This is a genomic window from Mesorhizobium sp. M0500 (genome assembly GCF_040321165.1).
In the GTDB taxonomy this organism is placed as follows: domain Bacteria; phylum Pseudomonadota; class Alphaproteobacteria; order Rhizobiales; family Rhizobiaceae; genus Mesorhizobium.
The window spans coordinates 575847-597265 of record NZ_JAMYRB010000001.1; the positions used below are offsets into that span (position 1 = coordinate 575847).

General features: G+C 61.9%; 22 protein-coding genes. 17 read left to right on the forward strand and 5 right to left on the reverse strand.

Annotation, left to right across the window (positions count from 1 at the left end):
* The first annotated feature begins 25 nt into the window (after window positions 1-25).
* The 5 genes from ehuB to NKI70_RS02830 are packed head-to-tail and all read left to right on the forward strand — an operon-like array spanning window position 26 to window position 3838.
* Window positions 26-895 (forward strand): ectoine/hydroxyectoine ABC transporter substrate-binding protein EhuB, encoded by an 870-nt coding sequence (gene ehuB, locus NKI70_RS02810; protein WP_023717021.1) that lies wholly within the window; start codon window positions 26-28, stop codon window positions 893-895.
* Window positions 896-949: 54 nt separating this feature from the next.
* Window positions 950-1678: an ectoine/hydroxyectoine ABC transporter permease subunit EhuC gene (ehuC, locus tag NKI70_RS02815; RefSeq protein WP_023674258.1), complete on the forward strand. Its 729-nt coding sequence runs from the start codon at window positions 950-952 to the stop codon at window positions 1676-1678.
* Window positions 1675-2334 carry an ectoine/hydroxyectoine ABC transporter permease subunit EhuD gene (ehuD, locus tag NKI70_RS02820; protein WP_023674259.1) on the forward strand — a complete coding sequence of 220 codons (660 nt, stop codon included), beginning with the start codon at window positions 1675-1677 and terminating at the stop codon, window positions 2332-2334. Before ehuC ends, ehuD begins: the two co-directional genes overlap by 4 nt.
* Window positions 2331-3110 (forward strand): ectoine/hydroxyectoine ABC transporter ATP-binding protein EhuA, encoded by a 780-nt coding sequence (ehuA, locus tag NKI70_RS02825; RefSeq protein WP_023717024.1) that lies wholly within the window; start codon window positions 2331-2333, stop codon window positions 3108-3110. The genes ehuD and ehuA overlap by 4 nt, the downstream gene beginning before the upstream one ends.
* Window positions 3107-3838 (forward strand): GntR family transcriptional regulator, encoded by a 732-nt coding sequence (locus tag NKI70_RS02830; protein ID WP_023674261.1) that lies wholly within the window; start codon window positions 3107-3109, stop codon window positions 3836-3838. The genes ehuA and NKI70_RS02830 overlap by 4 nt, the downstream gene beginning before the upstream one ends.
* A gap of 124 nt (window positions 3839-3962) precedes the next feature.
* Here NKI70_RS02830 and NKI70_RS02835 read toward each other — a convergent pair whose 3' ends face one another.
* Window positions 3963-4394, reverse strand: a complete 432-nt coding sequence (locus NKI70_RS02835) for a VOC family protein (protein ID WP_352644437.1) — start codon at window positions 4392-4394, stop codon at window positions 3963-3965.
* 110 nt (window positions 4395-4504) lie between these two features.
* Entirely contained in the window at window positions 4505-5275 is a 771-nt protein-coding gene (locus tag NKI70_RS02840; protein WP_031211106.1) for a helix-turn-helix domain-containing protein, read from the reverse strand.
* Window positions 5276-5565: 290 nt separating this feature from the next.
* Here NKI70_RS02840 and NKI70_RS02845 point away from each other — a divergent pair, with 290 nt between their 5' ends.
* Together NKI70_RS02845 and NKI70_RS02850 are read left to right on the forward strand one after the other, a co-directional pair.
* On the forward strand, window positions 5566-5928 hold the full coding sequence (locus NKI70_RS02845; protein WP_031211108.1) for a VOC family protein: 363 nt from the start codon (window positions 5566-5568) through the stop codon (window positions 5926-5928).
* Entirely contained in the window at window positions 5925-6290 is a 366-nt protein-coding gene (locus tag NKI70_RS02850; protein WP_352724142.1) for a DoxX family protein, read from the forward strand. Before NKI70_RS02845 ends, NKI70_RS02850 begins: the two co-directional genes overlap by 4 nt.
* Window positions 6291-6673: 383 nt before the next feature.
* Here NKI70_RS02850 and NKI70_RS02855 read toward each other — a convergent pair whose 3' ends face one another.
* Entirely contained in the window at window positions 6674-7066 is a 393-nt protein-coding gene (locus NKI70_RS02855; protein ID WP_352571209.1) for a GFA family protein, read from the reverse strand.
* A gap of 186 nt (window positions 7067-7252) precedes the next feature.
* Entirely contained in the window at window positions 7253-8101 is an 849-nt protein-coding gene (locus NKI70_RS02860; RefSeq protein ID WP_352724144.1) for a beta-keto acid cleavage family enzyme, read from the reverse strand.
* A gap of 96 nt (window positions 8102-8197) precedes the next feature.
* Between NKI70_RS02860 and NKI70_RS02865 the strand changes: the two genes are divergently transcribed.
* The 10 genes from NKI70_RS02865 to NKI70_RS02910 all read left to right on the forward strand — a co-directional run bounded on the left by NKI70_RS02865 (window position 8198) and on the right by NKI70_RS02910 (window position 20195).
* Window positions 8198-9103, forward strand: a complete 906-nt coding sequence (locus NKI70_RS02865) for a MurR/RpiR family transcriptional regulator (RefSeq protein ID WP_023674268.1) — start codon at window positions 8198-8200, stop codon at window positions 9101-9103.
* Window positions 9100-10431, forward strand: a complete 1332-nt coding sequence (locus NKI70_RS02870) for an aspartate aminotransferase family protein (protein WP_352635211.1) — start codon at window positions 9100-9102, stop codon at window positions 10429-10431. The genes NKI70_RS02865 and NKI70_RS02870 overlap by 4 nt, the downstream gene beginning before the upstream one ends.
* Before the next feature lie 93 nt (window positions 10432-10524).
* Window positions 10525-11478, forward strand: a complete 954-nt coding sequence (locus tag NKI70_RS02875; RefSeq protein WP_352635415.1) for a TAXI family TRAP transporter solute-binding subunit — start codon at window positions 10525-10527, stop codon at window positions 11476-11478.
* A 56-nt stretch (window positions 11479-11534) separates the two neighbouring features.
* Entirely contained in the window at window positions 11535-14135 is a 2601-nt protein-coding gene (locus tag NKI70_RS02880; protein WP_352635209.1) for a TRAP transporter permease, read from the forward strand.
* An 88-nt stretch (window positions 14136-14223) separates the two neighbouring features.
* Window positions 14224-15129, forward strand: a complete 906-nt coding sequence (locus NKI70_RS02885; protein WP_352635207.1) for a DMT family transporter — start codon at window positions 14224-14226, stop codon at window positions 15127-15129.
* A 147-nt stretch (window positions 15130-15276) separates the two neighbouring features.
* Window positions 15277-15996, forward strand: coding sequence for a FadR/GntR family transcriptional regulator (locus tag NKI70_RS02890; protein WP_352452148.1), 720 nt, complete (start codon window positions 15277-15279; stop codon window positions 15994-15996).
* Between the two features lie 51 nt (window positions 15997-16047).
* Window positions 16048-17022, forward strand: coding sequence for a sialic acid TRAP transporter substrate-binding protein SiaP (locus tag NKI70_RS02895; RefSeq protein WP_023717039.1), 975 nt, complete (start codon window positions 16048-16050; stop codon window positions 17020-17022).
* Window positions 17023-17166: 144 nt separating this feature from the next.
* The gene (locus NKI70_RS02900; RefSeq protein ID WP_352724146.1) at window positions 17167-17739 is read left to right on the forward strand and encodes a TRAP transporter small permease; all 573 of its coding nucleotides are present in this window, start codon (window positions 17167-17169) and stop codon (window positions 17737-17739) included.
* Window positions 17740-17742: 3 nt separating this feature from the next.
* A complete protein-coding gene (locus NKI70_RS02905; protein ID WP_352724148.1) occupies window positions 17743-19149 on the forward strand; it encodes a TRAP transporter large permease in 1407 nt (468 codons plus the stop codon).
* Window positions 19146-20195: an L-idonate 5-dehydrogenase gene (locus NKI70_RS02910; RefSeq protein ID WP_352724150.1), complete on the forward strand. Its 1050-nt coding sequence runs from the start codon at window positions 19146-19148 to the stop codon at window positions 20193-20195. Before NKI70_RS02905 ends, NKI70_RS02910 begins: the two co-directional genes overlap by 4 nt.
* Window positions 20196-20293: 98 nt before the next feature.
* Here the strand turns inward: NKI70_RS02910 and NKI70_RS02915 are convergent, their stop codons facing one another.
* Window positions 20294-21400: a hypothetical protein gene (locus NKI70_RS02915; protein WP_352724152.1), complete on the reverse strand. Its 1107-nt coding sequence runs from the start codon at window positions 21398-21400 to the stop codon at window positions 20294-20296.
* Window positions 21401-21419 lie beyond the last annotated feature (19 nt).

Sequence of the window (21419 nt, forward strand, 5' to 3'; positions counted from 1 at the left end):
CACAGTTGTCCAATGGGAGAAAAGCATGCTCAAATCATCGATATCGCGCCGTATGGTCGTGAAGGCGGCTGCCTGCATCGCGCTCGCCGCGACGTCATTGACGTCGTTGTCCGCTCACGCGGAAACCACCCTCGAACGGGCCAAGAAGGACGGCTACATCCGCGTCGGTTTCGCCAACGAGGCGCCGTTCGGTTACGCCACGCCAGACGGCAAGCTGACCGGCGAGGCCCCTGAAGTCGCCAAGGCGGTGCTCGCCAAGATGGGCATACCGCAGGTCGACGGTGTTTTGACCGAATTCGGCTCGCTCATTCCGGGTCTCAAGGCCGGCCGCTTCGACATCATCGCCGCCGGCATGTTCATCACTCCGAAGCGCTGCGCCGAGATCAACTACTCCGAGCCGTCCTACGGCATCGGCGAGGCTATGCTGGTGGCAAAAGGCAATCCGAAAGGCATCAAGGATTTTTCCAGCATCAAGGACAATCCGGATCTCAAGCTTGCCGTGATGGCCGGCGCTGTCGAAGGCGGCTTCGCCAAGGAAGCGGGCGTTGCCGGCGGGCAGATCGTCTCCTTGCCCGACCAGTCAAGCCTGGTCGCCGCTGTCCAGTCGGGCCGCGCCGATGCAGCCGCGCTGACCGCTCTTTCGATCGCCGACATGGCCAAGAAAGCCGACGGCGTCGAATCGACCAAACCCTTCGGCGAGGTCGCCGGCAAATCGGTAAAAGGTCATGGCGGCTTCGGCTTCCGCAAGGAAGACACCGACCTGCAGGAGGCTTTCAACGCCGAGCTGAAGAAGTTCCTCGGTTCGCCGGAGCATATCGCGCTGGTCGAGCCACTCGGCTTCGGCAAGGATTATCTCCCCAACAAGACCACCGCAGAGCTCTGCGCTGGCAAATAGGTTCCCAACTGCTGGCGGCGCGAAAGCGCCGCCCTTTTTCCTTGGGGGAATCGCATGGGTATCCGTACGCTCGTTGCCATGCTGGTCATCGCGCTTGTCGTGATCGGTGCCTTGGCAACACAGGAATCATATCAAGTGTTTATGCCGGGGCTGCTGCAAGGCGCGGTCCTGACAATCGAGATCGCCGTCCTCGGCAGCCTGCTGGCAATTGTCATGGGCGTGCTTGCGGCACTTGCAAGGATGTACGGCCCGACGCCGCTCAGATGGCTGGCCACGGTTTACGTCGAGATCTTCCGCGGAACGTCGGCACTGGTGCAATTGTTCTGGCTGTTTTTCGTGCTCCCGCAATTCGGCGTCACGATCAACGCGTTCGTGGTGGCGGTGCTCGCGCTCGGCCTGAATGTCGGCGCCTATGGATCGGAGTGCGTGCGCGGCGCGATCCTGTCCGTCGCCCGCGGGCAGTGGGAAGCGTGTACGGCATTGAACATGAGCCGCCCGCAGATGTTGCGTCGGATCATCCTGCCGCAGGCCTTTGTCGCGATGATCCCACCCTGGGGCAATCTGTTCATCGAGCTTCTGAAATCGACGGCGCTGGTCTCGCTGATCACGCTTTCGGATCTCGCCTTCAAGGCGCAGCAAATGAACCAGAACACGTTCAAGACCATTCCGATCTTCACCCTCGTTCTTTTGATGTACCTGGCAATGTCGCTGGTTGTGACCATCGGCATGCGGCTTCTTGAAAGGCGGGCGTCGCTCGGACTGGCGCGGGGGAAGGCGGCATGATCTGGGATTGGGGATTTGCCCTGGAAATCCTGCCGGTGCTTGCCCGCGCCGCCGTCATTTCCATCGAGGCGACGCTGATCGGCTTTGCACTTGCCGCCTCGCTCGGTCTGGTGCTGGCGGTCGTCCGCATCGCCGTGCCATGGACCAGCTGGACGATTTCGGTGCTGGTCGAGCTGATCCGCTCGACCCCGCTGCTTATCCAGATATTCTTTCTCTATTTCGTCTTTCCGAAATTCGGTGTCGTGCTCGACGCTTTCACCGCCGGGGTGCTGGCCATCGGCATCCACTACGCCGCCTATTGCTCCGAGGTCTATCGCGCCGGTTTCGACAACATCCATCGCGGCCAGTGGGAAGCTTCGATCGCGCTCAATCTCTCGTCCTGGACGACGTTCCGCGACATCATCATTCCGCAGGCGATCCCGCCGATCGTTCCGGCGCTCGGCAATTATCTGGTGGCCTTGTTCAAGGAAACGCCGTTGCTTTCCGCAATCGCCGTGATGGAACTGATGCAGACCGCCAAGATCATCGGCTCCGAAACGTTCCGCTACACCGAGCCGATCACGCTGGTCGGCCTGTTTTTCCTTGCCATGAGCCTGGTTTCGGCGGCGCTCATCCGCTCCCTCGAAGGGCTGCTCAACCGGAGGACCACCCGATGACTGAACAACCGATGGTCCGCTTCGACAATGTATCGAAACGCTACGGCACGTTAACCGTTCTCGACGGGCTCAATCTCGAAATAGCGCGCGGCGAAAAAGTCTCAGTCATCGGTCCGTCGGGTTCGGGCAAGACGACGGTACTGCGCATGCTGATGACGCTGGAAACGATCAATGACGGCGTCATCTGGGTCGAAGGCGAGCCGCTGACCCATATGGAGAGGAACGGCAAGCTTGTTCCCGCCGATCTCGCCCACATCCGCAAGATACGCGCCAAGATCGGCATGGTGTTCCAGTCGTTCAACCTGTTTCCGCATATGACGGCGATGCAGAACTGCATAGAGGCGCCGATAACGGTGCTCGGAATGAAGCGGGCGGACGCCGAGGCAAGAGCGGCCGAGCTGCTGGAGCTGGTCGGTCTGGCCCAGAAGAAGGACCACTATCCGTCACAGCTTTCCGGCGGCCAGCAGCAGCGCGTCGCCATCGCCAGGGCGCTGGCCATGCGGCCCAAGATCATGCTGTTCGACGAGGTGACGTCGGCGCTCGACCCGGAGCTTGTCGGCGAAGTGCTGCAGGTGATAAGGCAGATCGGACGCGAGCATGATCTAACCATGCTTATGGTCACCCACCAGATGGGCTTCGCCAAGGAGTTTTCCGACCGCGTTTGTTTCTTCTATCAAGGCAAGATCTGCGAGCAGGGGCCGCCAAGCGAACTGTTTGGTGCTCCCAAGAACGAGCGGACACGGCAATTCCTGCACGCTGTCCTGGAGGCTGGGTGACGATCGAGACAGAGGCCAAGCCGCCCACGACGGTGACCGCCGCGCCGCCGCGCCCGCTCTCCGCGCGGGAGCGGTTCGAGCGCATCTACCGGATATTGCGCGACCGCATCTGCCTGCTCGATTATGCGCCGGGAAGCCACCTTTCCGAGGAAGAACTTGCCCAGGAATTCGAGATCAGCCGCACGCCGGTCCGGCGCGTGCTGGCGCGCCTTGAATCCGAGGGTCTGGTTCAATCCGTCCACGGCGTCGGCACGATCGTCACCGACGTCGACATCGAGGAATTGCAGCAGGTCTATCATCTGCGCCTGGAGCTGGCGCTCCTCGTCGGCAAGCTTTCGCCGATCCCGCGCACGGCGGACGACCTCGACCGGATACGGGCGCTCATCGCGCGCTGCGATTCCGATATACTCAATCCCGACCAGCGCGCTTTCCTGCGCCTCAACATGGATTTTTTCTACGAGCTCACGGCGATGACCGGCAACCAGCCACTGCGCGAGATCAGCGAGCGCCTGTATTTTCAGGTCGCGCGCGTCGTCCTGAAGCTGATGCCGCAATTGGGCCTTGTCGAGGAATTCACCGCGTTCCGCCGCGAAATGGAAGAGGTCCTTGCCGCCGCTGAGATCGGCGACTGGGAGTCCATCGGGCACATAAGGCGGGCGCATATCTCAATGAGCTTCCGCCGCATGATGCGTCACGCAGGCGAGGCGAATCTGGATAGAGCTACATAATCAGCGCTTAAGATTGTGCCGGTGGCCTGCCGTCGAACTTGCCTAGTTGCCAGGGAAAGCATGCCGCCCGCCCGGTGCCGACAGAATTTGCCAGCACCGGCGAGACTGCAGGCCCGCGCCGCCCTTAAAGAGGATTCTCACTCGGTATGTTGGCGGGGTTCCAGACGACCTCCCACAGGTGTCCGTTCGGGTCGCGGAAATATCCGGCGTACCCACCAAAGAATGTGTCCCGGGCAGGCTTGATGATCTCGGCTCCGGCGCGGGCGGCCTCATCCATCACTTGATCGACTTCTTCGCGGCGCACAACGTTGTGTCCGATCGTGAACGAGGTCGAGCTGATCGGCGCCTTGGGGAGGCCGGTGTCGTAGGCGAGGTCGTCCTGCGCCCAGATCGCGAGCTTCAACCCGCCGGACAGCGTGAAGAACGCGACGGCGCCATGCTCGAACTCGCGGCCGATGATCCCTTCCGTCGGCAAGCCGAGACCGTCGCGGTAGAATGCGAGAGAACTCTCGAGGTCGGCGACAGCGATAGTCAAAACCGAAATGCGCGGTTTCATGGCAGTCTCCTCTGGTTGTCGGAGACACCAGGATAAAGTCGGGCGACAATGAAGACTTGAACAAAACGGCCAACAGCGCGCCGCCAAGTCGAAGGACGCGCCGAGAGGTTTCACCCGTTCTGCAGCAGCCGATGAATCTGTCGCGGGGTGCTTCCTGTCAGGCGTCGGCTCTCGCGGACAAGATGCGCCTGGTCGGAATAGCCCGCCTCGGCTGCCAGGATGGCCGTAGCGCTGTTCGATTGGCTCGAAAGCCGCAGAAAGCGCTGGTAGCGGAGGATACGGTCGAGCGTCTTGGGGCCATAGCCGAAGCTCTCGTCGAAGCGCCGGCGCAACGTCCTTTCGCTCATCTCGAGCGCGCGCATCAACCAGGGGATGAGAGGCGCGTCGGGTGGCGGCCCGCGCTCAATCAAGCGATATGCCGCCTGCATGGGAACGTCTGTCGCGTGGGAGGCCGCCTCCTCGGCGACGACCTGTTGGAGCGAGCAGGCCAGATCCTCGAGATTGTCACCAGCGCGCACGCGGCTGGCGAGGCGCCGGGCTCGCGCTCCCCATAAATCGTCGAGCGACAGCCTCTGGCCGACAAGCTCGATTTGCGGCACGCCGAGCCATGCCGCCGCCGTGGCAGGATGAAAGCGCAAGCCGATCACGATCTCGTCTGCCGCCAGAACCTCGGTCTGCGGCTCCTTGTCAGGGCCAGCAATTCGGAAGCTGCCTCCGATCCATTGCAAATCGATCGTTGCGTCGGGCATGATGACGATCGGCGGTGAGCCCGCCGGGTCCATTCGATGCACCCACACCGAAGCAAAGCTCCCGCGAAGCCGCGCCGACGCTGGACGTTGCTCAAATGAACCCGTTGCCTGCGCTGGGACGGGATCGCTCATCTCGCTCCTCTTCGGACTACCGGCGGTGAACCTACGACGCAGTGGCTGCGCCCGCCGTCGCTCGAGACAAGAATCTGCACGACCGACAACGTCTGCCAATCGAGAACGGTTGCAAGAATCGGTTGTTTTCTTCCGGCCGGAAGGAAGAGGGCAGGTGAGGGGTGATGCTACGTGCATCGCCATCGGCAGCGCCGTGTGCGGCTCATACGTCGATGGCCGTTTCGTTCAATCCGGCAAGCGAGATGCGTGCTTATCTTTCGGCGTCGTACATCACACGAGAGGTATGCGTCATGAGCAACAACAACGATCAACGGATCGACTACGTCGAATTCAACGTGAAAGACATTCAGCGGTCACGCGACTTCTACGGAAAGGCCTTCGGCTGGACCTTCACCGACTACGGCCCGCAATATTGCGAGTTCAACGACGGGCGCTTGTCAGGTGGCTTTGCCGCTGGCCCAGCGAGGTCCGGAGGAGGCCCGCTCGTCATCCTCTATGCAGATGATTTGCCGGGAACGGTCAAGCGGGTCGAGCAGGCGGGAGGCAAGATCGTCAGGCCGATCTATGGATTCCCGGGCGGCAGGCGCTTCCATTTCGCGGACCCGGATGGTTACGAGCTTGCGGTTTACACCGAGGACGGCAGCAAGGAATGATCGCGTTCTTCCACCACCTCGGATTGGTTTTGCTCGGCTGCGTCTTTATCTGGGCGGGCGCCGAGCATTTCCTCAGGTTCCGGGCGGTTGCAGCGTCCCTGGCCGAGCGGGGCTTTCCTGCTCCCAGGCCTCTTCTCGCGGCCGGATCGGTGCTGGAGATTGCAGGCGGCTTTTGCCTAGCAACGGGCCTTGGTGGACCCTTTCCCGGCGCGGCCTTGGCCGTATTCACCATTGCGGCGTCTTTCATGGCGCTCAACTTCTGGCGCTACAGCGGTGATGAATGCGAAGCGCTTCGTACCGGCTTCACCATCAATGTTGCCGTCTTGGGCGGGTTGATTGTCGCCGCGACCACTAGCCTGTGATCATCGTTTCGAGGCGGCGGGCCACTGGACCACGTCAGAGCCATTCCATGACGCTGCGCTGCTTGAGCAGTTCATTGATGGCTTCCGCAAGGCCGGTCTTCCGGCGTGACCTCCCAAACGGCCAGCATTGAACGCGGCGCTCTGTACAAAGCCTACTTCAAGATCGCGGCGACGATGAATCCCATCCCCTGCGGTCCTCCTCTAAAAGGTAACGGCGCCTTGGCTGTCACGGGTCGCCTTAGGCGCTCACGAATGCCTTGGGCAATGTGGATGAAGGCAGCGCACCTCGTAAACATGCAAGTTCACATTTTAGCGGCGTGAGCAGGCGGTCCCTGAAAATCCGTGTTCTGATGTCGTTGCCTCCTCGGCACCGTTCGTGCGACCTATTCCTCAAAGCGACCCGTGGCGTCACGATCGCGCTCGTACCGTCTCGTGAGCGGAAACGGCGGCAACCAGGACTCGCGTCGGATGATCCAGCTTTCGTAGGTTGGCATCAGTTGGTCAGGCGCATCCAGGGACCCCAGGTTTACTTCGATTTCGTCTGCGGTGCGTCCGAAAATGGAGGAGCCGCAGCGGGGACAGAAAAACCGCCCGGCGTAGTCGCGTGTTTCGCCGTCGATCGTCACCGCATCCTCAGGAAAAATCGCGGAAGCGTGAAAAAGGGCGCCATGATGCTTGCGGCAGTCAAGACAGTGACAAAGGCCGACCCGGTATGGGCGCCCCGACGCGATAATTCGGACGTTGCCGCACAGGCAACCGCCGGTGAATCGGTCCATGCTGCGTCTCCTCCAAAATCAAGCGGCCGGAATGGTTACAACGACCGGCACTGTTGTTGCAATCGCCGCGCCGCGGGCGGGGACACGTCGTTCTTCCGTGGCGATGACATTGCAGCCGCCTCTCTATGCCTTGCGCGAGCCTGCCCGCCGAAAACACGCTTCGGTTTGCCACGACGACGAACGGAGTCATATGGAACGAAACGGCGCGTTCCATTGAGCCGCCAACTCGGCGGCCGAGGCGATCTTGACGCCGCAGTCGGCGAGTATGCGTGCGACGGTCGCTGCCAGTTCGGCGTTGGACGAGGCTATGCTGCCGTCCGGAAGGAAAAGATTGTTTTCGAAGCCGACCCGGACATGGCCGCCAAGCAACGCGGCGGCGGTCACGCACGCCGCTTCGTTGCGGCCGAAGGCGCAGACGCTCCAATGGTCGAAGCGCGGCATGTTCGCCGCAAGGAATGGCAAGAGATCGGCAGGAACGGACGTCTGTCCCGGCGTGTAGCGGCCCAGCACGTAGAGAACCGGTATGCTTGCCCAGGGGATCAGTCCGCGCTGCTGCATGTCCGAAAGCCTGACGGCCTCCTCGGGCGAATAGAGGATGATCTGCGGCGCAACCCCCTCGGTGTGCAGCCAGGCCATGAAGCGCACAAAGGCGAGTTCCGATCCGGCATCAGGAACGATTTCGCGAAGCGCCAGCGAGACAGCTTGCGGCTTTACATCTTGTACGACGGCCATCTGTTGGGCCGGCGAATAGATACCGAGCGCTTCGGAGGTGATCTGGATTACCAAGCGGTCGCCGGCAGCACCGCGGATGGCGGCGATCGCCTGGCGGTAGGCGTCGGCGTCGAGCAGATGATTGTCGCTTCTGTCACGGACATGAACGTGGATCATAGCCGCACCGGCATCGGCGCATTCCGCGGCCGTCCTCGCAAGTTCGGCTGGTGTCAGCGGAATCGCCGGATGGTCGGCCTTGCTGCGACGTCCCCCGTTCGGGGCGACGGCTATGGCGATGCGGTCGAGACCATGGGGCGGCTTCATGGGAACGTTCTGTAAGTGACAAGATGCATATGAATCAGTCTTTGATCACACTGAAACAGACGTTGCAATCGCTGGTCTGGCGAGCTAGCAATATCCATGGACCAGGAAGAGCTTGCTGGACAGATCGTCACTGCCTTCGACGGCATGTCGGCGCAGCTTCGGTCCGCTGCGCGCTATGTCCTTGATAAGCCGTATGATGTCGCGCTGTTGTCCATGCGCGAGCAGGCCCGGCACGCAGGAGTGCAGCCGGCGACGATGACGCGGCTGGCCCAGCATCTCGGCCTTGATGGCTACGAGGCGGTACGCGATATCTACGCCGCCGCGATCCGGGACGGCGAAATCGGTTTCGCCGGCAAGGCGGGCCTTCAGGTGGCCAGCCAAAAGCTCAAGGGCGACCACGCGCTGGCGGCCGATATTCTGGATTCGATTTCCAGCCAGCTTTCCCATCTCGCCGAAGGCAGGTCGATCGACCGTCTGGTCGAGACGGCCAGGGCGCTGAGTGCGGCAAGGCGCGTCTATTGCCTCGGCCTGCGCTCGAGCCACGCAGTCGCCTGGCATCTGCATTACATCCTGTCGCTGATCGGCGAGAAGTCGGTGCTGCTGCACGGCATCGGCGGAACCGATGGCGACGCTCTGGCCCATGCGACCAAGGACGACGTGCTGATCGCCGCCAGCGTCCTGCCCTACACGCGCTTCACCATCGAGCTTGTCGAGTACGCTGCCGGCCGCGGCGTACCGGTCATTGCGATCACCGACAGCGGGGTAGCGCCCTTGGCGCTGCTTGCCGATCACCTAGTCGTCGTGCCGACCGGCAGCCCGTCCTTTTTCCACACCATGACGCCAGCTTTCATCGTTGCTGAGGTCCTCGGTGCTCTTGTCGCAGGGCAGGCAGGCGAGGGCGCCGTTGAGTCGCTGCGACGTTTCGATGAGCAGGGCGCCGCTCTCAAGACCCATCTGAACCAACGTCCGCCGAAGAAAATGCCCATGAGGGACCGTCGATGACACACATTCTTCATCGAACCATCCACTCGACGCTGCCGGTCGCCATTCGCGGCCAAGGCATCGAACTGTTCGATGCCGAGGGCAAGTCCTATATCGACGCGTCGGGCGGCGCGGCCGTGTCCTGTCTCGGCCACGGCCATCCCGACGTGATCGCTGCACTGCACACCCAGCTTGACCGCATCGCCTACGCCCACACCAGCTTCTTCACCACCGAGGTGGCGGAGCGCTTGGCGGATCGGCTGGTCGAGGACGCGCCGAAAGGCTTGGACCACGTCTATCTAGTCAGCGGCGGCTCGGAGGCGGTCGAGGCCGCGCTCAAGATGGCCAGGCAATATTTTGTCGAGAAAGGCGAGCCGCAACGGCGCCATCTCATCGCACGCCGGCAGAGCTATCACGGCAATACGCTCGGCGCTCTCGCCACCGGCGGCAACGAATGGCGGCGCGCCCAGTTCAGGCCGTTGCTGATCGAGACCCACCATATCGACCCCTGTTACGCCTATCGCTATCAAAAGCATGGCGAAAGCGACGAAGCCTATGCGGCGCGCGCCGCCCAGCAGCTCGAAGACAAGATCCTTGAACTCGGCCCGGACGAGGTCATCGCCTTTGTCGCCGAGCCGGTGGTGGGTGCCACGCTCGGCGCGGTGCCGCCGGTCGCGGATTACTTCAAGCACATTCGCGCGATTTGCGACCGCTACGGCGTGCTGCTCATTCTCGACGAGGTGATGTGCGGCATGGGCCGTACCGGCACGCTGCATGCGTGCGAGCAGGACGGCATCGCTCCCGACCTGCTGACCATCGCCAAGGGACTCGGCGGTGGCTACCAGCCGATTGGCGCGGTGCTGCTCGGCCGGCATATCTTCGATGCCTTTGCCCAAGGCTCGGGCTTCTTCCAGCATGGGCATACCTATATGGGCCATCCAATGGCAGCGGCGGCCGGCCTTGCCGTGCAGGAGGTCATCCGGCGTGACGGTCTGCTCGACAACGTCAGCGCAATGGGCGCGCAGCTGGACGAACGCCTGCACCAACGCTTCGATAACCACCATCACGTCGGCGACATTCGCGGGCGGGGTCTATTTAGGGGAATCGAGCTGGTGGTTGATCGCGCCAGCAAGGAACCATTCGACCAGAGGCTTGAACTCAACGCCCGCATCAAGCGCGAAGCAATGGCCCGCGGCCTGATGATTTATCCGATGGCCGGGACGATTGATGGTGTGCGGGGCGTTCATGTGCTTGTGGCGCCGCCATTCATCATTTCCAAACAGGATATCGATCGGATCGTCGAACGGCTCGGTGAGGCGATCGACGCTGCGATCGCTTCAGCGGCCTGACCCGCACGACGCGGACCGCCTCAACCAGTTCCAACGCGTCATCGGCGACGGGCCGGGACACCCACCAGAGAGGTAGCAACCATGTACAGTTCAATGAAAACCCTGATCGGCGCGGCGGCCTGCATGCTGCTGGCGCTGCCATCCGTCGGAGCCGAGCAGCGCTTCGTCACGGTCGGCACCGGCGGGGTCACAGGCGTCTACTATGCCGTCGGCGGCGCCATTTGCCGGCTGATGAACAAGGACCGGCAGAAAACCGGCATCCGATGCTCGACGGAGTCGACCGGCGGTTCGGTCTTCAACGTCAACTCCATCCAGACCGGCGACCTCGATTTCGGCTTGACCCAATCGGACGTCCAGTACCAGGCCTATGAGGGGACCGGAAATTTCGACGGCAAGCCGTTCAAGGATCTGCGGGCCGTGTTCTCCGTCCATCCCGAGCCGTTTACCGTGCTGGCGCGGCCGGACGCCGGCGTCACCAAATTCGAGGATTTCAAAGGCAAACGCTTCAACGTCGGCAATCCCGGGTCAGGCACCCGCTCGTCCATGGAGGAGTTGCTCAAGCAGATGGGCTGGACGCTCGGCGATTTCTCGCTTGCCGCGGAGCTGAAGGCGGACGAGCAGGGCAGCGCGCTGTGCGACAACAAGATCGACGGTTTCTTCTACGGCGTCGGTCATCCTTCCGCCGCGATCCAGGATCCGACCACGGCCTGTGGCGCCAAACTCATCCCGCTGACCGGTCCGGCAGTGGACGCGCTGTTGGCAGCTCATCCGTACTATTCAGTCGCCACCATCAAGGGCAGCATGTACGCCAACAATCCGGACGACGTGACGACATTCGGCGTCCGCGCGACAGTGGTGACGAATGCCAGCACGCCCGATGAGGTGGTCTACGAACTGGTGAAGTCGGTCTTCGAAAATTTCGACGACTTCAAGAAACTGCATCCGGCTTTCGCCAATCTCGATCCCAAGGAGATGATCAAGACCGGTCTGTCGGCGCCAATGCATCCGGGCGCGGAGCGCTATTACAAGGAGAAGGGCTGGCTCTGAGGCCTTCAATGCGAGGCGCCACAGGCGCCTCGCATCGCAAATAATTGTGGGGAACGATGACAGATCAAAGCCAGCGGGCGGCAGGGCCTGACCAACCCGTTATCGACATTGACAAGCTTAGCGAGATCGTCGCCGAGGCCGACACCGGTGGGCGCAAGCCGACCGGCCGCACCGCGAAGCTGATCCTCGGCGTATCGCTGGCATGGTCGCTGTTCCAGCTCTGGTATGCCTCGCCCCTTCCGTTCATGCTCAATTTTGGTGTCGTCAGCGACGGCATCGCCCGCTCCATCCATCTGGCCTTCGCCCTGTTTCTGGCGATGCTGACGTTTCCGGCCTTCAAGACCTCGTCGCGCAGCCGGGTGCCGCTGCCCGACTGGGTGCTAGGCATCGCCGGGGCGGCGTCCGCCCTGTATCTGTTGGTCTTTTACAGCGATATCGCCCATCGGCCGGGCCTTCCTACTACGGCTGACCTGGTCGTCTCGATCGCCGGCGTCCTCATCCTGCTCGAGGCCGCCCGTCGCGCCGTCGGGCCTGCCATCACCGTCATCGCGGCGATCATGCTGATCTATATCTTCGCCGGGCCTCACCTTCCTGGCCTGCTCGGCCACAAGGGCGCGACGTTATCGCGCGCAGCCTCGCAGATGTGGCTGACGTCGGAGGGGGTCTTCGGTGTTGCCCTCGGTGTGTCCACCAATGTCGTCTTCATGTTCGTTCTGTTCGGAACATTGCTGGAGCGCGCCGGTGCCGGCGGCTTTTTCATCCAGCTTGCCTTCTCGCTGCTCGGCAAATACCGCGGCGGTCCGGCCAAGGCCGGTGTCGTCGCCTCCGGCCTGACCGGCATGATTTCCGGCTCGTCGATCGCCAATGTCGTGACCACCGGAACCTTCACCATCCCGCTGATGCGTCGCGTCGGATATTCTGCGGTGAAAGCCGGCGCCATCGAATGCGCGGCCGGCGTCAATGGTCAGTTGATGCCCCCGGTGATGGGCGCGGCCGCGTTCCTGATCGCGGAATATGTCGGCATCTCCTATGCCGAGGTGGTCAAGCACGCCTTCTATCCGGCGCTGCTGACCTACGGCTCGTTGTTCTACATCGTCGATATCGAAGCGATGAAGACGGGGATGAAGGGCCTGCCGTCACGCAGCACGCACTCCGCATTTCAGGGTGCGCTGCGCGGGCTGATGGGCATATGCGGTTTCATCATCCTCGCAGGGCTTGTCTATTACGGCATTGGCTGGACGAAGATCGTTTTCGGCGCGGCCGCGACCTGGATGATCACTGCCGCGCTGATCGCCGTTTACATCGGCCTTGTCGCCTACCGGGCGCGTTATCCCGACCTGCCGCTGGAGGATCTGGAGGGCGAGATCGTCAGGATTCCCCACTTCGGCGAGACGGCGCGCACCGGCCTACATTTTCTGCTGCCTGTGATCCTGCTGATCTGGTGCCTAATGGTGGAGGAGTTGTCGCCCGGCCTGTCGGCATTCTGGGGCGCTGTCGCCCTTATGGCACTGATCGTCACGCAGCGGCCGCTCACCGCCTTTTTCCGCAAGGACCGCGCGCTGGCGCAGCATTGGCTTCACGGTTTCGACGATCTGGTCGGTGGGCTGTCCGCCGCCGCACGCAACATGACGACGGTCGGCATTGCCACTGCGACGGCCGGCATCATCGTCGGCACGGTTCTGCTCACGGGCATCGGGCTGGTAATGACCGAGCTGGTCGAATTCATCTCGGGCGGCAGCTTCATCGTCATGCTTTTGTTCACCGCGGTGATCTGCATCATTCTCGGCATGGGCATGCCGACCACTGCAAGCTATGTCGTGGTCGCCACCTTGATGGCGCCGGTCATCGTCGATTTGGCGGCGCAGAACGATCTTGCCGTGCCGCTGGTCGCCGTCCACATGTTCGTTTTCTATTTCGGGCTGATGGCGGACGTGACGCCGCCAGTGGGCCTGGCGGCTTATGCTGCTGCGGCAATTTCCGGCGCCGATCCGGTGAAGACCGGCATTCAGGGCTTCAAGTACGAGATCCGTACCGGCCTGCTGCCGTTCATCTTCATCTTCAACACCGGACTGCTGATGATCGATCTCGAAGGTCCGTTCGATTTCGTCGCGATGGTGGTGACATCGACGCTGGCCATGGTCTCGTTTGTAGCAGCGACGCAGAATTGGATGCTCGTGCGCAACCGCTGGTACGAGACGATTGCGTTGCTTGCGGCCTGTTTCATCTTGTTCAGGCCGGGATTGTTGCTCGATCAGGTGAGTGAACCGTATCGGGCAGTACCCGCCACCGAACTCAGCCGTATCGTCGACGAGACCGCCGAGGGAGGCGCGGTTCGCTTGCGCCTGACGACACTGAACCTCAACGGCGATGAGATATCGAAGCTGGTTCGACTGCAGCTCGGGCCTGCAAATTCATCGGCCGAACGCCTGAAGGCGGCGGGCCTGGACGTCAGTGCGCTTGGCGATAGCGTGACGGTCGGCGTCGTGCGACTGGGCAGCCAGGCGGCCAAATTCGGCCTGCAGCCCGGCGACGAAATCAACCAGGTGCTAGTCCCTGCGGAACGGACGTCGCGCTATTGGTTCGCCATTCCGGCTCTGCTGTTGCTCGGTCTCGTCGTCTGGGGTCAGAAGCGGCGAAGGCGGGCGGTTGGTCTGTAAACGTCTTGTGAGCGGAAGCGTCTTGGCCAGCATGTCGGTAACCAGAGAACCAAACGACGCCCCGGAGCCGGCTAACGCGGAAATGCGCATGGCGACGCGCGACCGCCCCTTCGAACCCGTCGACTACGGGCTTTACGCGCTGACGGTCATTGCCTGGAGCGCATCGTGGTTCGCGATCGAGCTTCAGGTCGGCAGCGGCGTGTCGAACGAGGTCAATCTGGTTTGGCGCTTCGCCATCGCCACGCTGCTGATGTTTGCCTGGGCAGGTTTTTCCGGCCGGCGGCTCCGCTTTTCGATCACCGATCATTTGCGCTTTGCTGTGCTTGGCATCCTCATCTTCTCGTCGAACTTCCTGTTTTTTTATTATGGCGCCGGCTATCTCGTCAGCGGCTTGCTCTCGGTCGTCTTCTCGCTCGCCTCGGTCATCAACATGCTGCTCGGTGCCTTGGTCATCGGCGAGCGCCCGGCGCCGCGCATTCTCGCCGGCGGCATCATCGGCTTCGCCGGAATAGCGCTGATGTTCTTTCCCGAAATCGCTGCCAACGGGCTTTCCGGCGGTACGTTGGTGGGCCTTCTTCTGTGCCTCTGCGGCACGCTGAGCTTCTGCGCCGGCAATCTCGTCTCCGTCGCAAACCAGCGCCGCGGCTTGCCGCTCGTTTCAACGAGCGCCTGGGGCATGCTTTATGGCACTCTTTGGTCGGCGTTCCTGGCCTTCCTGCTCGGTGAGCCGTTCGTGTTCGCGACGACTGCCTCTTATATCGGCTCGCTGGTCTTCCTCGCCGTCATATCGACGGTCATGGCTTTCGCCGCCTACCTGACGCTGCTCGGACGCATTGGCGGCGCCCGCGCCGGCTATGCGACTGTCATATTTCCCGTCTTTGCGCTTTTGATCTCCACGGCGCTGGAAGGCTATGCCTGGACTGCGTACGCGATCATCGGGCTCGTCCTCGTCGCCGCCGGAAACGTACTGGTCATTCGCGGGGGACGGCGCTGACGCATGCAATGCTTGCGCAGTGCCGCCGCGTTCCGGTTGTGCGGGCCGCGGTTCTATCGAGCTTGACTCTCCGCATCCTCTGTCTAAGCTGCGGTCAATGGGTCAGACCAATGTACCAGGGTTGGCCCGGGAGGGAACTAAACGCTCATGCCGATCCAGGCCGTTGAACCACGCCGGCTTTACCGACAGGTCGCCGATCAGCTCAGGCAGCTGATCGATGCCGGCGAGTTTTCCGTCGGCGACCGCCTGCCGACCGAGCGGGATCTGGCCGACCAGCTCGGAATTTCCCGCCCGACAGTCCGTGAAGCGCTGATAGCGCTGGAGGTCGAAGGCCGCATACGCATCCGCGTCGGCTCGGGTATCTACGTCACCGATCCGCCGAGCGCCGCCGCCTCCGAACCCGAAGTCGAGGAAGGCCCGTTCGAGCTGTTGCGCGCGCGCGAATTCGTCGAAGGCGCGATCGCCGCCGAAGCGGCCCTCCATGTCCGGCCTGCAGATATCGAACGGCTCGACGACGTGCTGCGCCGGATGGAGGCCATGCGTCACCCCAACAAGATGACCATTGCGCTCGACCGGGAATTCCACACCGCTGTCGCCGGCATTCTCGAGAACGCGGTGCTGGTGCGCTTCATCGGCGAGCTTTTCGACCAGCGCATGAACCCGTACTTCGAACGCCTGTCGATCTATTTCGAGACCAGCGATTCCTGGCAGGTCGCGGCAAAGGAACATCGTGCCGTGCGCGATGCAATTGCCGCGCGCGACCCCGAGCGGGCCAAGGCCGCCATGCAGCAGCATCTGCGCCAGTCGCAAATCAGATTCTCACGCAATTTCGATGAGAGAGCCGCAGCCAAGGAGGTTGCGGAATAGCAGTTGGCCGGGGGGAGATCCGGCCGTCAAGTTCAACCAGGGAGGAATTAGATGCTGAGAAAATACGCAGTTCTGCTCGGTGCGATCGCCGCAATTGCCATACCCATGGCGTCGGCCTCGGCGGAAACGGTCCTGAAATGGGCGCATGTCTACGAGACGACGGAGCCCTTCCACACCGAATCCGTGTGGGCTGCCGACGAGATCAAGAAGCGCACCCAGGGCCGCTACGCCATCGACGTCTATCCGGCCTCGCAGCTCGGCAAGGAAGCAGACATCAACCAGGGCCTGATGCTCGGCACCGTCGATATCATCATTTCCGGATCGAGCTTCGCGGCGCGCGAATATCCACCGATCGGCGTCACCTATTTCCCATACACTTTCCGCGATGCCGACCATCTGCTGAAATACACCAAGAGCGACGTCTACAAGGCCCTGACCAAGGGCTATGAGGACAAGACCGGCAATCACATCGCCGCCACCACCTATTACGGGACGCGGCAGACCACCTCGAACCGGCCGATCGCCAAGTGCTCCGACATGCAGGGCCTGAAGATGCGCGTTCCCGACGTGCCGGCCTATCTGGCCATGCCGCGTGCCTGCGGCGCCAACACGGCGCCGATTGCCTTCGCCGAGGTCTATCTGGCTCTGCAGAACGGCACGGTCGAGGCCCAGGAGAACCCGCTGACCACCATCGAGGCGAAGAAATTCTACGAGGTGCAGAAGAACATCGTGCTCACTGGCCATATTGTCGATCATCTCAACACCATCATATCGGCGTCGCGCTGGGCCTCGCTTTCCGACGAGGACAAGAAGATCTTCACCGAGGTGATGCAGGAGGCTGCCGCCCGCGCCACGGCAAAGATCGTCGCCCGCGAAAAGGAACTGGTGCAGGTATTCAAGGACCGCGGCATCAGCGTAACCGATGTCGACCGTGCTGACTTCGAGAAGAATGTGCTGGAGAAGGTCACCTTCGAGGAGTTCGGCTACAACAAGGCCGATTGGGAAGCGATCCGCGCCATCAAATAGGGCACCGGCAAATCGGATGCTCAATCAAGAGGATAGGGCGGCAATCGGATTCGCCGCTTTAACCTGCCCTTCCGTCCGGCTCCAAATTGCGCCGGACGGCCCTTTCAATCCTTGACGACCCACCAGCTTCGGGAGCCCGCGCCAATGGCCGAGGAACACCACACCGAGATCACCGTCGAAGAGATTGCGCACGCCTTCGAGGAGGTGCCGATACGCGTCGACCTGTCGGACCACGGTATCGAGGACTGGGTCACGCTTGCCGTGTTCTGGGGCATGGTCGCCTGTGTCTTCTTGCAGTTCTTCACCCGTTATGCGCTGAACAACAGCTTTGCGTGGACCGAGGAGATCGCCATCAACGCGCTCGTCGTCGTCGTTTTTCTCGGCGCCGCCATGTGCGTGCGCCTTTCGCGCCATATCCATGTCGACGTGCTTTACCACTATCTGCCGGAGAGCGTCGGCCGCTGGCTGGCGCTCGCCGTCGATGTTATCCGCATCGCATTCTTCGCCTACGGATCCTGGCTGATGTGGCGCTACGTCACGATCGTGGCGCATGAGCGCATGGTCACCGTCAACCTGCCGCGGCGCTGGTTCTTCTACGCCGTACTGGCCGGGTTCGTGCTGATGCTTCTGCGCTCGATCCAGGTCTTCATCGGCAATTACCGGCGCGGCTATTCGGTGCTCGAGCGTCCCGGTGCGTTCGAGACGGCGGGGGTCTGAGCGATGCTGCTTCTGGTCGGGGGCTTTCTTGTCCTGATGCTCATCGGCGTGCCGGTCGCCGTTTCGATGGCGGCCGCCTCGATCCTTTACCTCGTCATCTACGGCGTGGCGCCCGATATCATCGCGGCCCAGCGCATGATTGCCGGGGTGGAGAGCTTTCCGCTGCTCGCCGTGCCCTTCTTCATCCTGGCCGGCAACCTCATGAACATCGCCGGCGTCACCGGGCGCATCTATTCGTTCGCCCTTGCCCTGGTCGGCTGGATGAAAGGCGGCCTGGCGCAGGTCAACATCATCGGATCGGTGATCTTTTCCGGCATGTCGGGCACCGCGCTCGCCGACGCCGCCGGTATCGGCACTATCGAGATCAAGGCGATGAAGGACCACGGCTATCCTATCGACGCCGCGGTTGGCGTCACCGCCGCTTCCGCCACGCTCGGGCCGATCTTTCCGCCCTCGCTGCCCTTCGTCATCTACGGCATGATGGCCAATGTCTCGATCGGTGCGCTGTTCATGGCCGGCATCCTGCCCGGCGTGGTCATGACCGTGCTGATGATGATCACGGTCGCCATCTTCGCCTACAGGCGCGGCTGGGGCTCCGACACATCCTTCGAGCTTCGGCGGCTGGCCGAAGCGGCGGGCGAGGTGCTGGTGGTGGCTGCCTTTCCGATTGGCTGCTATGTGCTGGTGCAGCTTGGCCTGTCGATCAATATCGCGGTCGGCATAGCGCTGCTGGTGCTGATCGTGGCGGACTGGTATTTCGATTTCTCTGCGGTCATGGCGCTGATGACGCCGGTCATCCTGATCGGTGGCATGACGATGGGCTGGTTCACGCCGACCGAAGCGGCGATGGCGGCTGTGATCTGGTCGCTTTTCCTCGGGCTGGTGCGCTACCGCACGATGACGCTGCGTTTGCTTGCCAAGGCCAGCTTCGACACGATCGAAACGACCGCGTCGGTGCTGTTCATCGTTACCGCCGCATCGATCTTCGCCTGGCTGCTCACCGTCAGCCAGGCAGCTCAGCTGTTTTCGAACTTCATTTTCGCGCTCACCGAAAACAAGTGGGTCTTCCTGATCCTGGTCAACATCCTGATGCTGGTGGTCGGCTGCTTCCTCGATACGATCGCCGCGATCACGATTCTGGTGCCGATCCTGCTGCCGGTCGCCGCCGTCTACGGCATCAACCCGGTGCATTTCGGGCTGATCATGACGCTCAACCTGATGATTGGGCTTTTGCACCCGCCGCTCGGCATGGTGCTGTTCGTGTTGTCGCGCGTCGCCAAGCTCTCGGTCGAGCGCACCACCATGGCGATCCTGCCTTGGCTGGTGCCGCTTATAGTGGCGCTGCTTCTGATCACCTTCGTACCGGCCATCACGCTTTGGCTGCCGACCGAGATGGGCCTGATCCGGTGAGCGGCCAGGTGATTGCCGCAACGCTGTTCGGCCCGCAGGACCTGCGTATCGTGGAGCATCCGCTGGGACCGCTGGCGCCAGGCATGGTGCGGGTGCGTTTCGGCGCGGGAGGCATCTGCGGCTCCGACCTGCATTACTTCCGCCACGCCCGCACCGGCGACTTCGTCGTCACCTCGCCGCTTGTCCTCGGCCACGAAATCTCCGGCGAAATCGTCGAGATCAACGGCGCCGCGCCCGGTCTGGGCGTCGGCGACCACGTCGCGGTCAATCCGTCGCGCTGGTGCGGGCATTGCGCGCGATGCCTGGAAGAGCGCGCCAATCTCTGCGAAAACATCTACTTCATGGGTTCGGCATCGAAGACGCCACATATGCAGGGCGGCTTCGCCAGTCTGTTCGACGCCACGCCCGCGCAATGTTTCAAGGTTCCATTTGATGTGGCCTACCAGGCGGCCGCACTTGCCGAGCCGCTGGCGGTCAGCCTGCACGCCATCGCGCGGGCGGGCGACATCAGGGGCCGCAACGTCATCCTGTTTGGTGCCGGCCCCATCGGTCTCTTGGCCATGCTTGCGGCCAGGCTTGCCGGCTGCGCTGAGCTTACGGTCGCCGATATCGCCGCCGCTCCGCTCGCCTTCGCCCGCAGTTTGGGCGCCGACAGGACGATCGACCTTTCCGGCGGCGACGCCGAACTCCAGGCGCTTGCTGCCGGCGGTTCGCTTGATGTGGCGTTCGAGATTTCGGGCACCACGGCCGGCCTTGCCGCAGCAATCGCAAGCGTCCGGCGTGGCGGCACGGTGGTCCAGGTCGGCAATCTTCCCGGCGGCCAGATTCCGCTGCCTGCCAATGCAGTGATGGCCAAGGAGATCGACCTCAAAGGCACATTCCGCTTCGGCACGGAGTTCGGCCGGGCGGTCGATCTCATCGTTTCGGGGGAGGTGGACGTCCTGAAGCTGATGACAGCGGAGCGCACGCTTTCTTGCGCCCCCGATGCCTTCCGACTTGCCGCCGACCGTTCACAGAGTGTCAAGGTCGTGCTCACTGCGGACTGATCGAGAAACGGAGCCGCGCGAGAACGTTGGCAGTCAAACTCAATCACTTGTTCTGTGCTGACGTTTCGTGGAACGGATCGCTCAGATGGAACGCCGGCTCAGGGAAGAGGGAAATCACGCCGTGTGCAGTCCGCCAAAGATAGTCCTGGCTTTGAACTGCAGAACCAAGTTGTTATGGGCGGCTGGAAGCGACTAAGTGCCGTGTCCATTTCGGACAACATGTTCGCATCTGTCTGCTTGCAGTTGTCTGGGCTGTCGTTACAGACGAGGATAGCGCCCGCGGCACGTTTCGACTGCTGGCCGGTCATCGTGCCGAACGCCGTTGAGAATTGCATTGCGCGTGCGACCGCGCTTTTCCACAAATATATCGGCTCAATCGCGATTGCATGTGTGTCGTTTACACAGTCGGCTATGGTTTTGTCGCTCAGCCGCATCTGCGTCACCATTCCAGCACAGAATTGCGACTGTAGTTCCGCTTGCTCATCTCCGATTGCGAGCCCTGCAATCTCTGACCTTGCGCGGTCGGAAAGTGACACGATGTAAGGGGGCCGCGGGCCGTACCGGTCAACATAAGAAAATTCACAGGTATTCATACCCGTAGCTGAATCGTGTTCTTGAGAACCGGTAAGCTTTCCGAAAGTGATGATCGACTGTCCGGCGTCCAAGGTTGGAAAAAACTTCCTCTGGGATTGAATGTCATAGAAGTCGAAATAATAGTCCATGCCGGCGCCGTCGGAGGTCTGCAATGCGCAGCGAAAATTCGATCTGATCGAGGCGGTAGAATAGCCGGTATTCTTTCCGCCGACGCGTATCAAAGGGATGTATTGCGTCACCCTGTCCGTTTGGTCGCTCACTCCGCGATCGTCTAAACCTACATTGACAATGTCGGGATTAAATAGCTCGGCCGTCACATAGGCTCTGTCTTGGTCGAACCAACTCAGCATGGCAGCGACCGTCGGGGTGAAGAATGCAGTTAATAGCGCAGCCACTGCCGCAGGAAACCCGATCCAGTCGCGTACGAGTTTTGCACCAAGTGTCACCTTTTGCCATCTGGTTGCCCCTCTACCGAGATCTGCCAGGCAGTGAGGGCATCGAATGGCTTTTAAGGAGATCGGCTCGTCACATTTCGGACATTGCCTCCCAGAGCCGGGGAATACAGATCTCGGGTCGGCCGTTGCCGTTGCCTTCTCTGTGCCGTCTTCCATGCTTGCCTCCAAATAATCG

Coding starts and splice junctions, on each gene's coding strand:
- ehuB (WP_023717021.1), top strand. CDS start 26: ATGCTCAAATCATCGATATCGCGCCGTATGGTCGTGAAGGCGGCTGCC.
- ehuC (WP_023674258.1), top strand. CDS start 950: ATGGGTATCCGTACGCTCGTTGCCATGCTGGTCATCGCGCTTGTCGTG.
- ehuD (WP_023674259.1), top strand. CDS start 1,675: ATGATCTGGGATTGGGGATTTGCCCTGGAAATCCTGCCGGTGCTTGCC.
- ehuA (WP_023717024.1), top strand. CDS start 2,331: ATGACTGAACAACCGATGGTCCGCTTCGACAATGTATCGAAACGCTAC.
- NKI70_RS02835 (WP_352644437.1), bottom strand. CDS start 4,394: ATGAAACCGCGCATTTCGGTTTTGACTATCGCTGTCGCCGACCTCGAG.
- NKI70_RS02840 (WP_031211106.1), bottom strand. CDS start 5,275: ATGAGCGATCCCGTCCCAGCGCAGGCAACGGGTTCATTTGAGCAACGT.
- NKI70_RS02845 (WP_031211108.1), top strand. CDS start 5,566: ATGAGCAACAACAACGATCAACGGATCGACTACGTCGAATTCAACGTG.
- NKI70_RS02850 (WP_352724142.1), top strand. CDS start 5,925: ATGATCGCGTTCTTCCACCACCTCGGATTGGTTTTGCTCGGCTGCGTC.
- NKI70_RS02855 (WP_352571209.1), bottom strand. CDS start 7,066: ATGGACCGATTCACCGGCGGTTGCCTGTGCGGCAACGTCCGAATTATC.
- NKI70_RS02860 (WP_352724144.1), bottom strand. CDS start 8,101: ATGAAGCCGCCCCATGGTCTCGACCGCATCGCCATAGCCGTCGCCCCG.
- NKI70_RS02865 (WP_023674268.1), top strand. CDS start 8,198: ATGGACCAGGAAGAGCTTGCTGGACAGATCGTCACTGCCTTCGACGGC.
- NKI70_RS02870 (WP_352635211.1), top strand. CDS start 9,100: ATGACACACATTCTTCATCGAACCATCCACTCGACGCTGCCGGTCGCC.
- NKI70_RS02875 (WP_352635415.1), top strand. CDS start 10,525: ATGAAAACCCTGATCGGCGCGGCGGCCTGCATGCTGCTGGCGCTGCCA.
- NKI70_RS02880 (WP_352635209.1), top strand. CDS start 11,535: ATGACAGATCAAAGCCAGCGGGCGGCAGGGCCTGACCAACCCGTTATC.
- NKI70_RS02885 (WP_352635207.1), top strand. CDS start 14,224: ATGGCGACGCGCGACCGCCCCTTCGAACCCGTCGACTACGGGCTTTAC.
- NKI70_RS02890 (WP_352452148.1), top strand. CDS start 15,277: ATGCCGATCCAGGCCGTTGAACCACGCCGGCTTTACCGACAGGTCGCC.
- NKI70_RS02895 (WP_023717039.1), top strand. CDS start 16,048: ATGCTGAGAAAATACGCAGTTCTGCTCGGTGCGATCGCCGCAATTGCC.
- NKI70_RS02900 (WP_352724146.1), top strand. CDS start 17,167: ATGGCCGAGGAACACCACACCGAGATCACCGTCGAAGAGATTGCGCAC.
- NKI70_RS02905 (WP_352724148.1), top strand. CDS start 17,743: ATGCTGCTTCTGGTCGGGGGCTTTCTTGTCCTGATGCTCATCGGCGTG.
- NKI70_RS02915 (WP_352724152.1), bottom strand. CDS start 21,400: ATGGAAGACGGCACAGAGAAGGCAACGGCAACGGCCGACCCGAGATCT.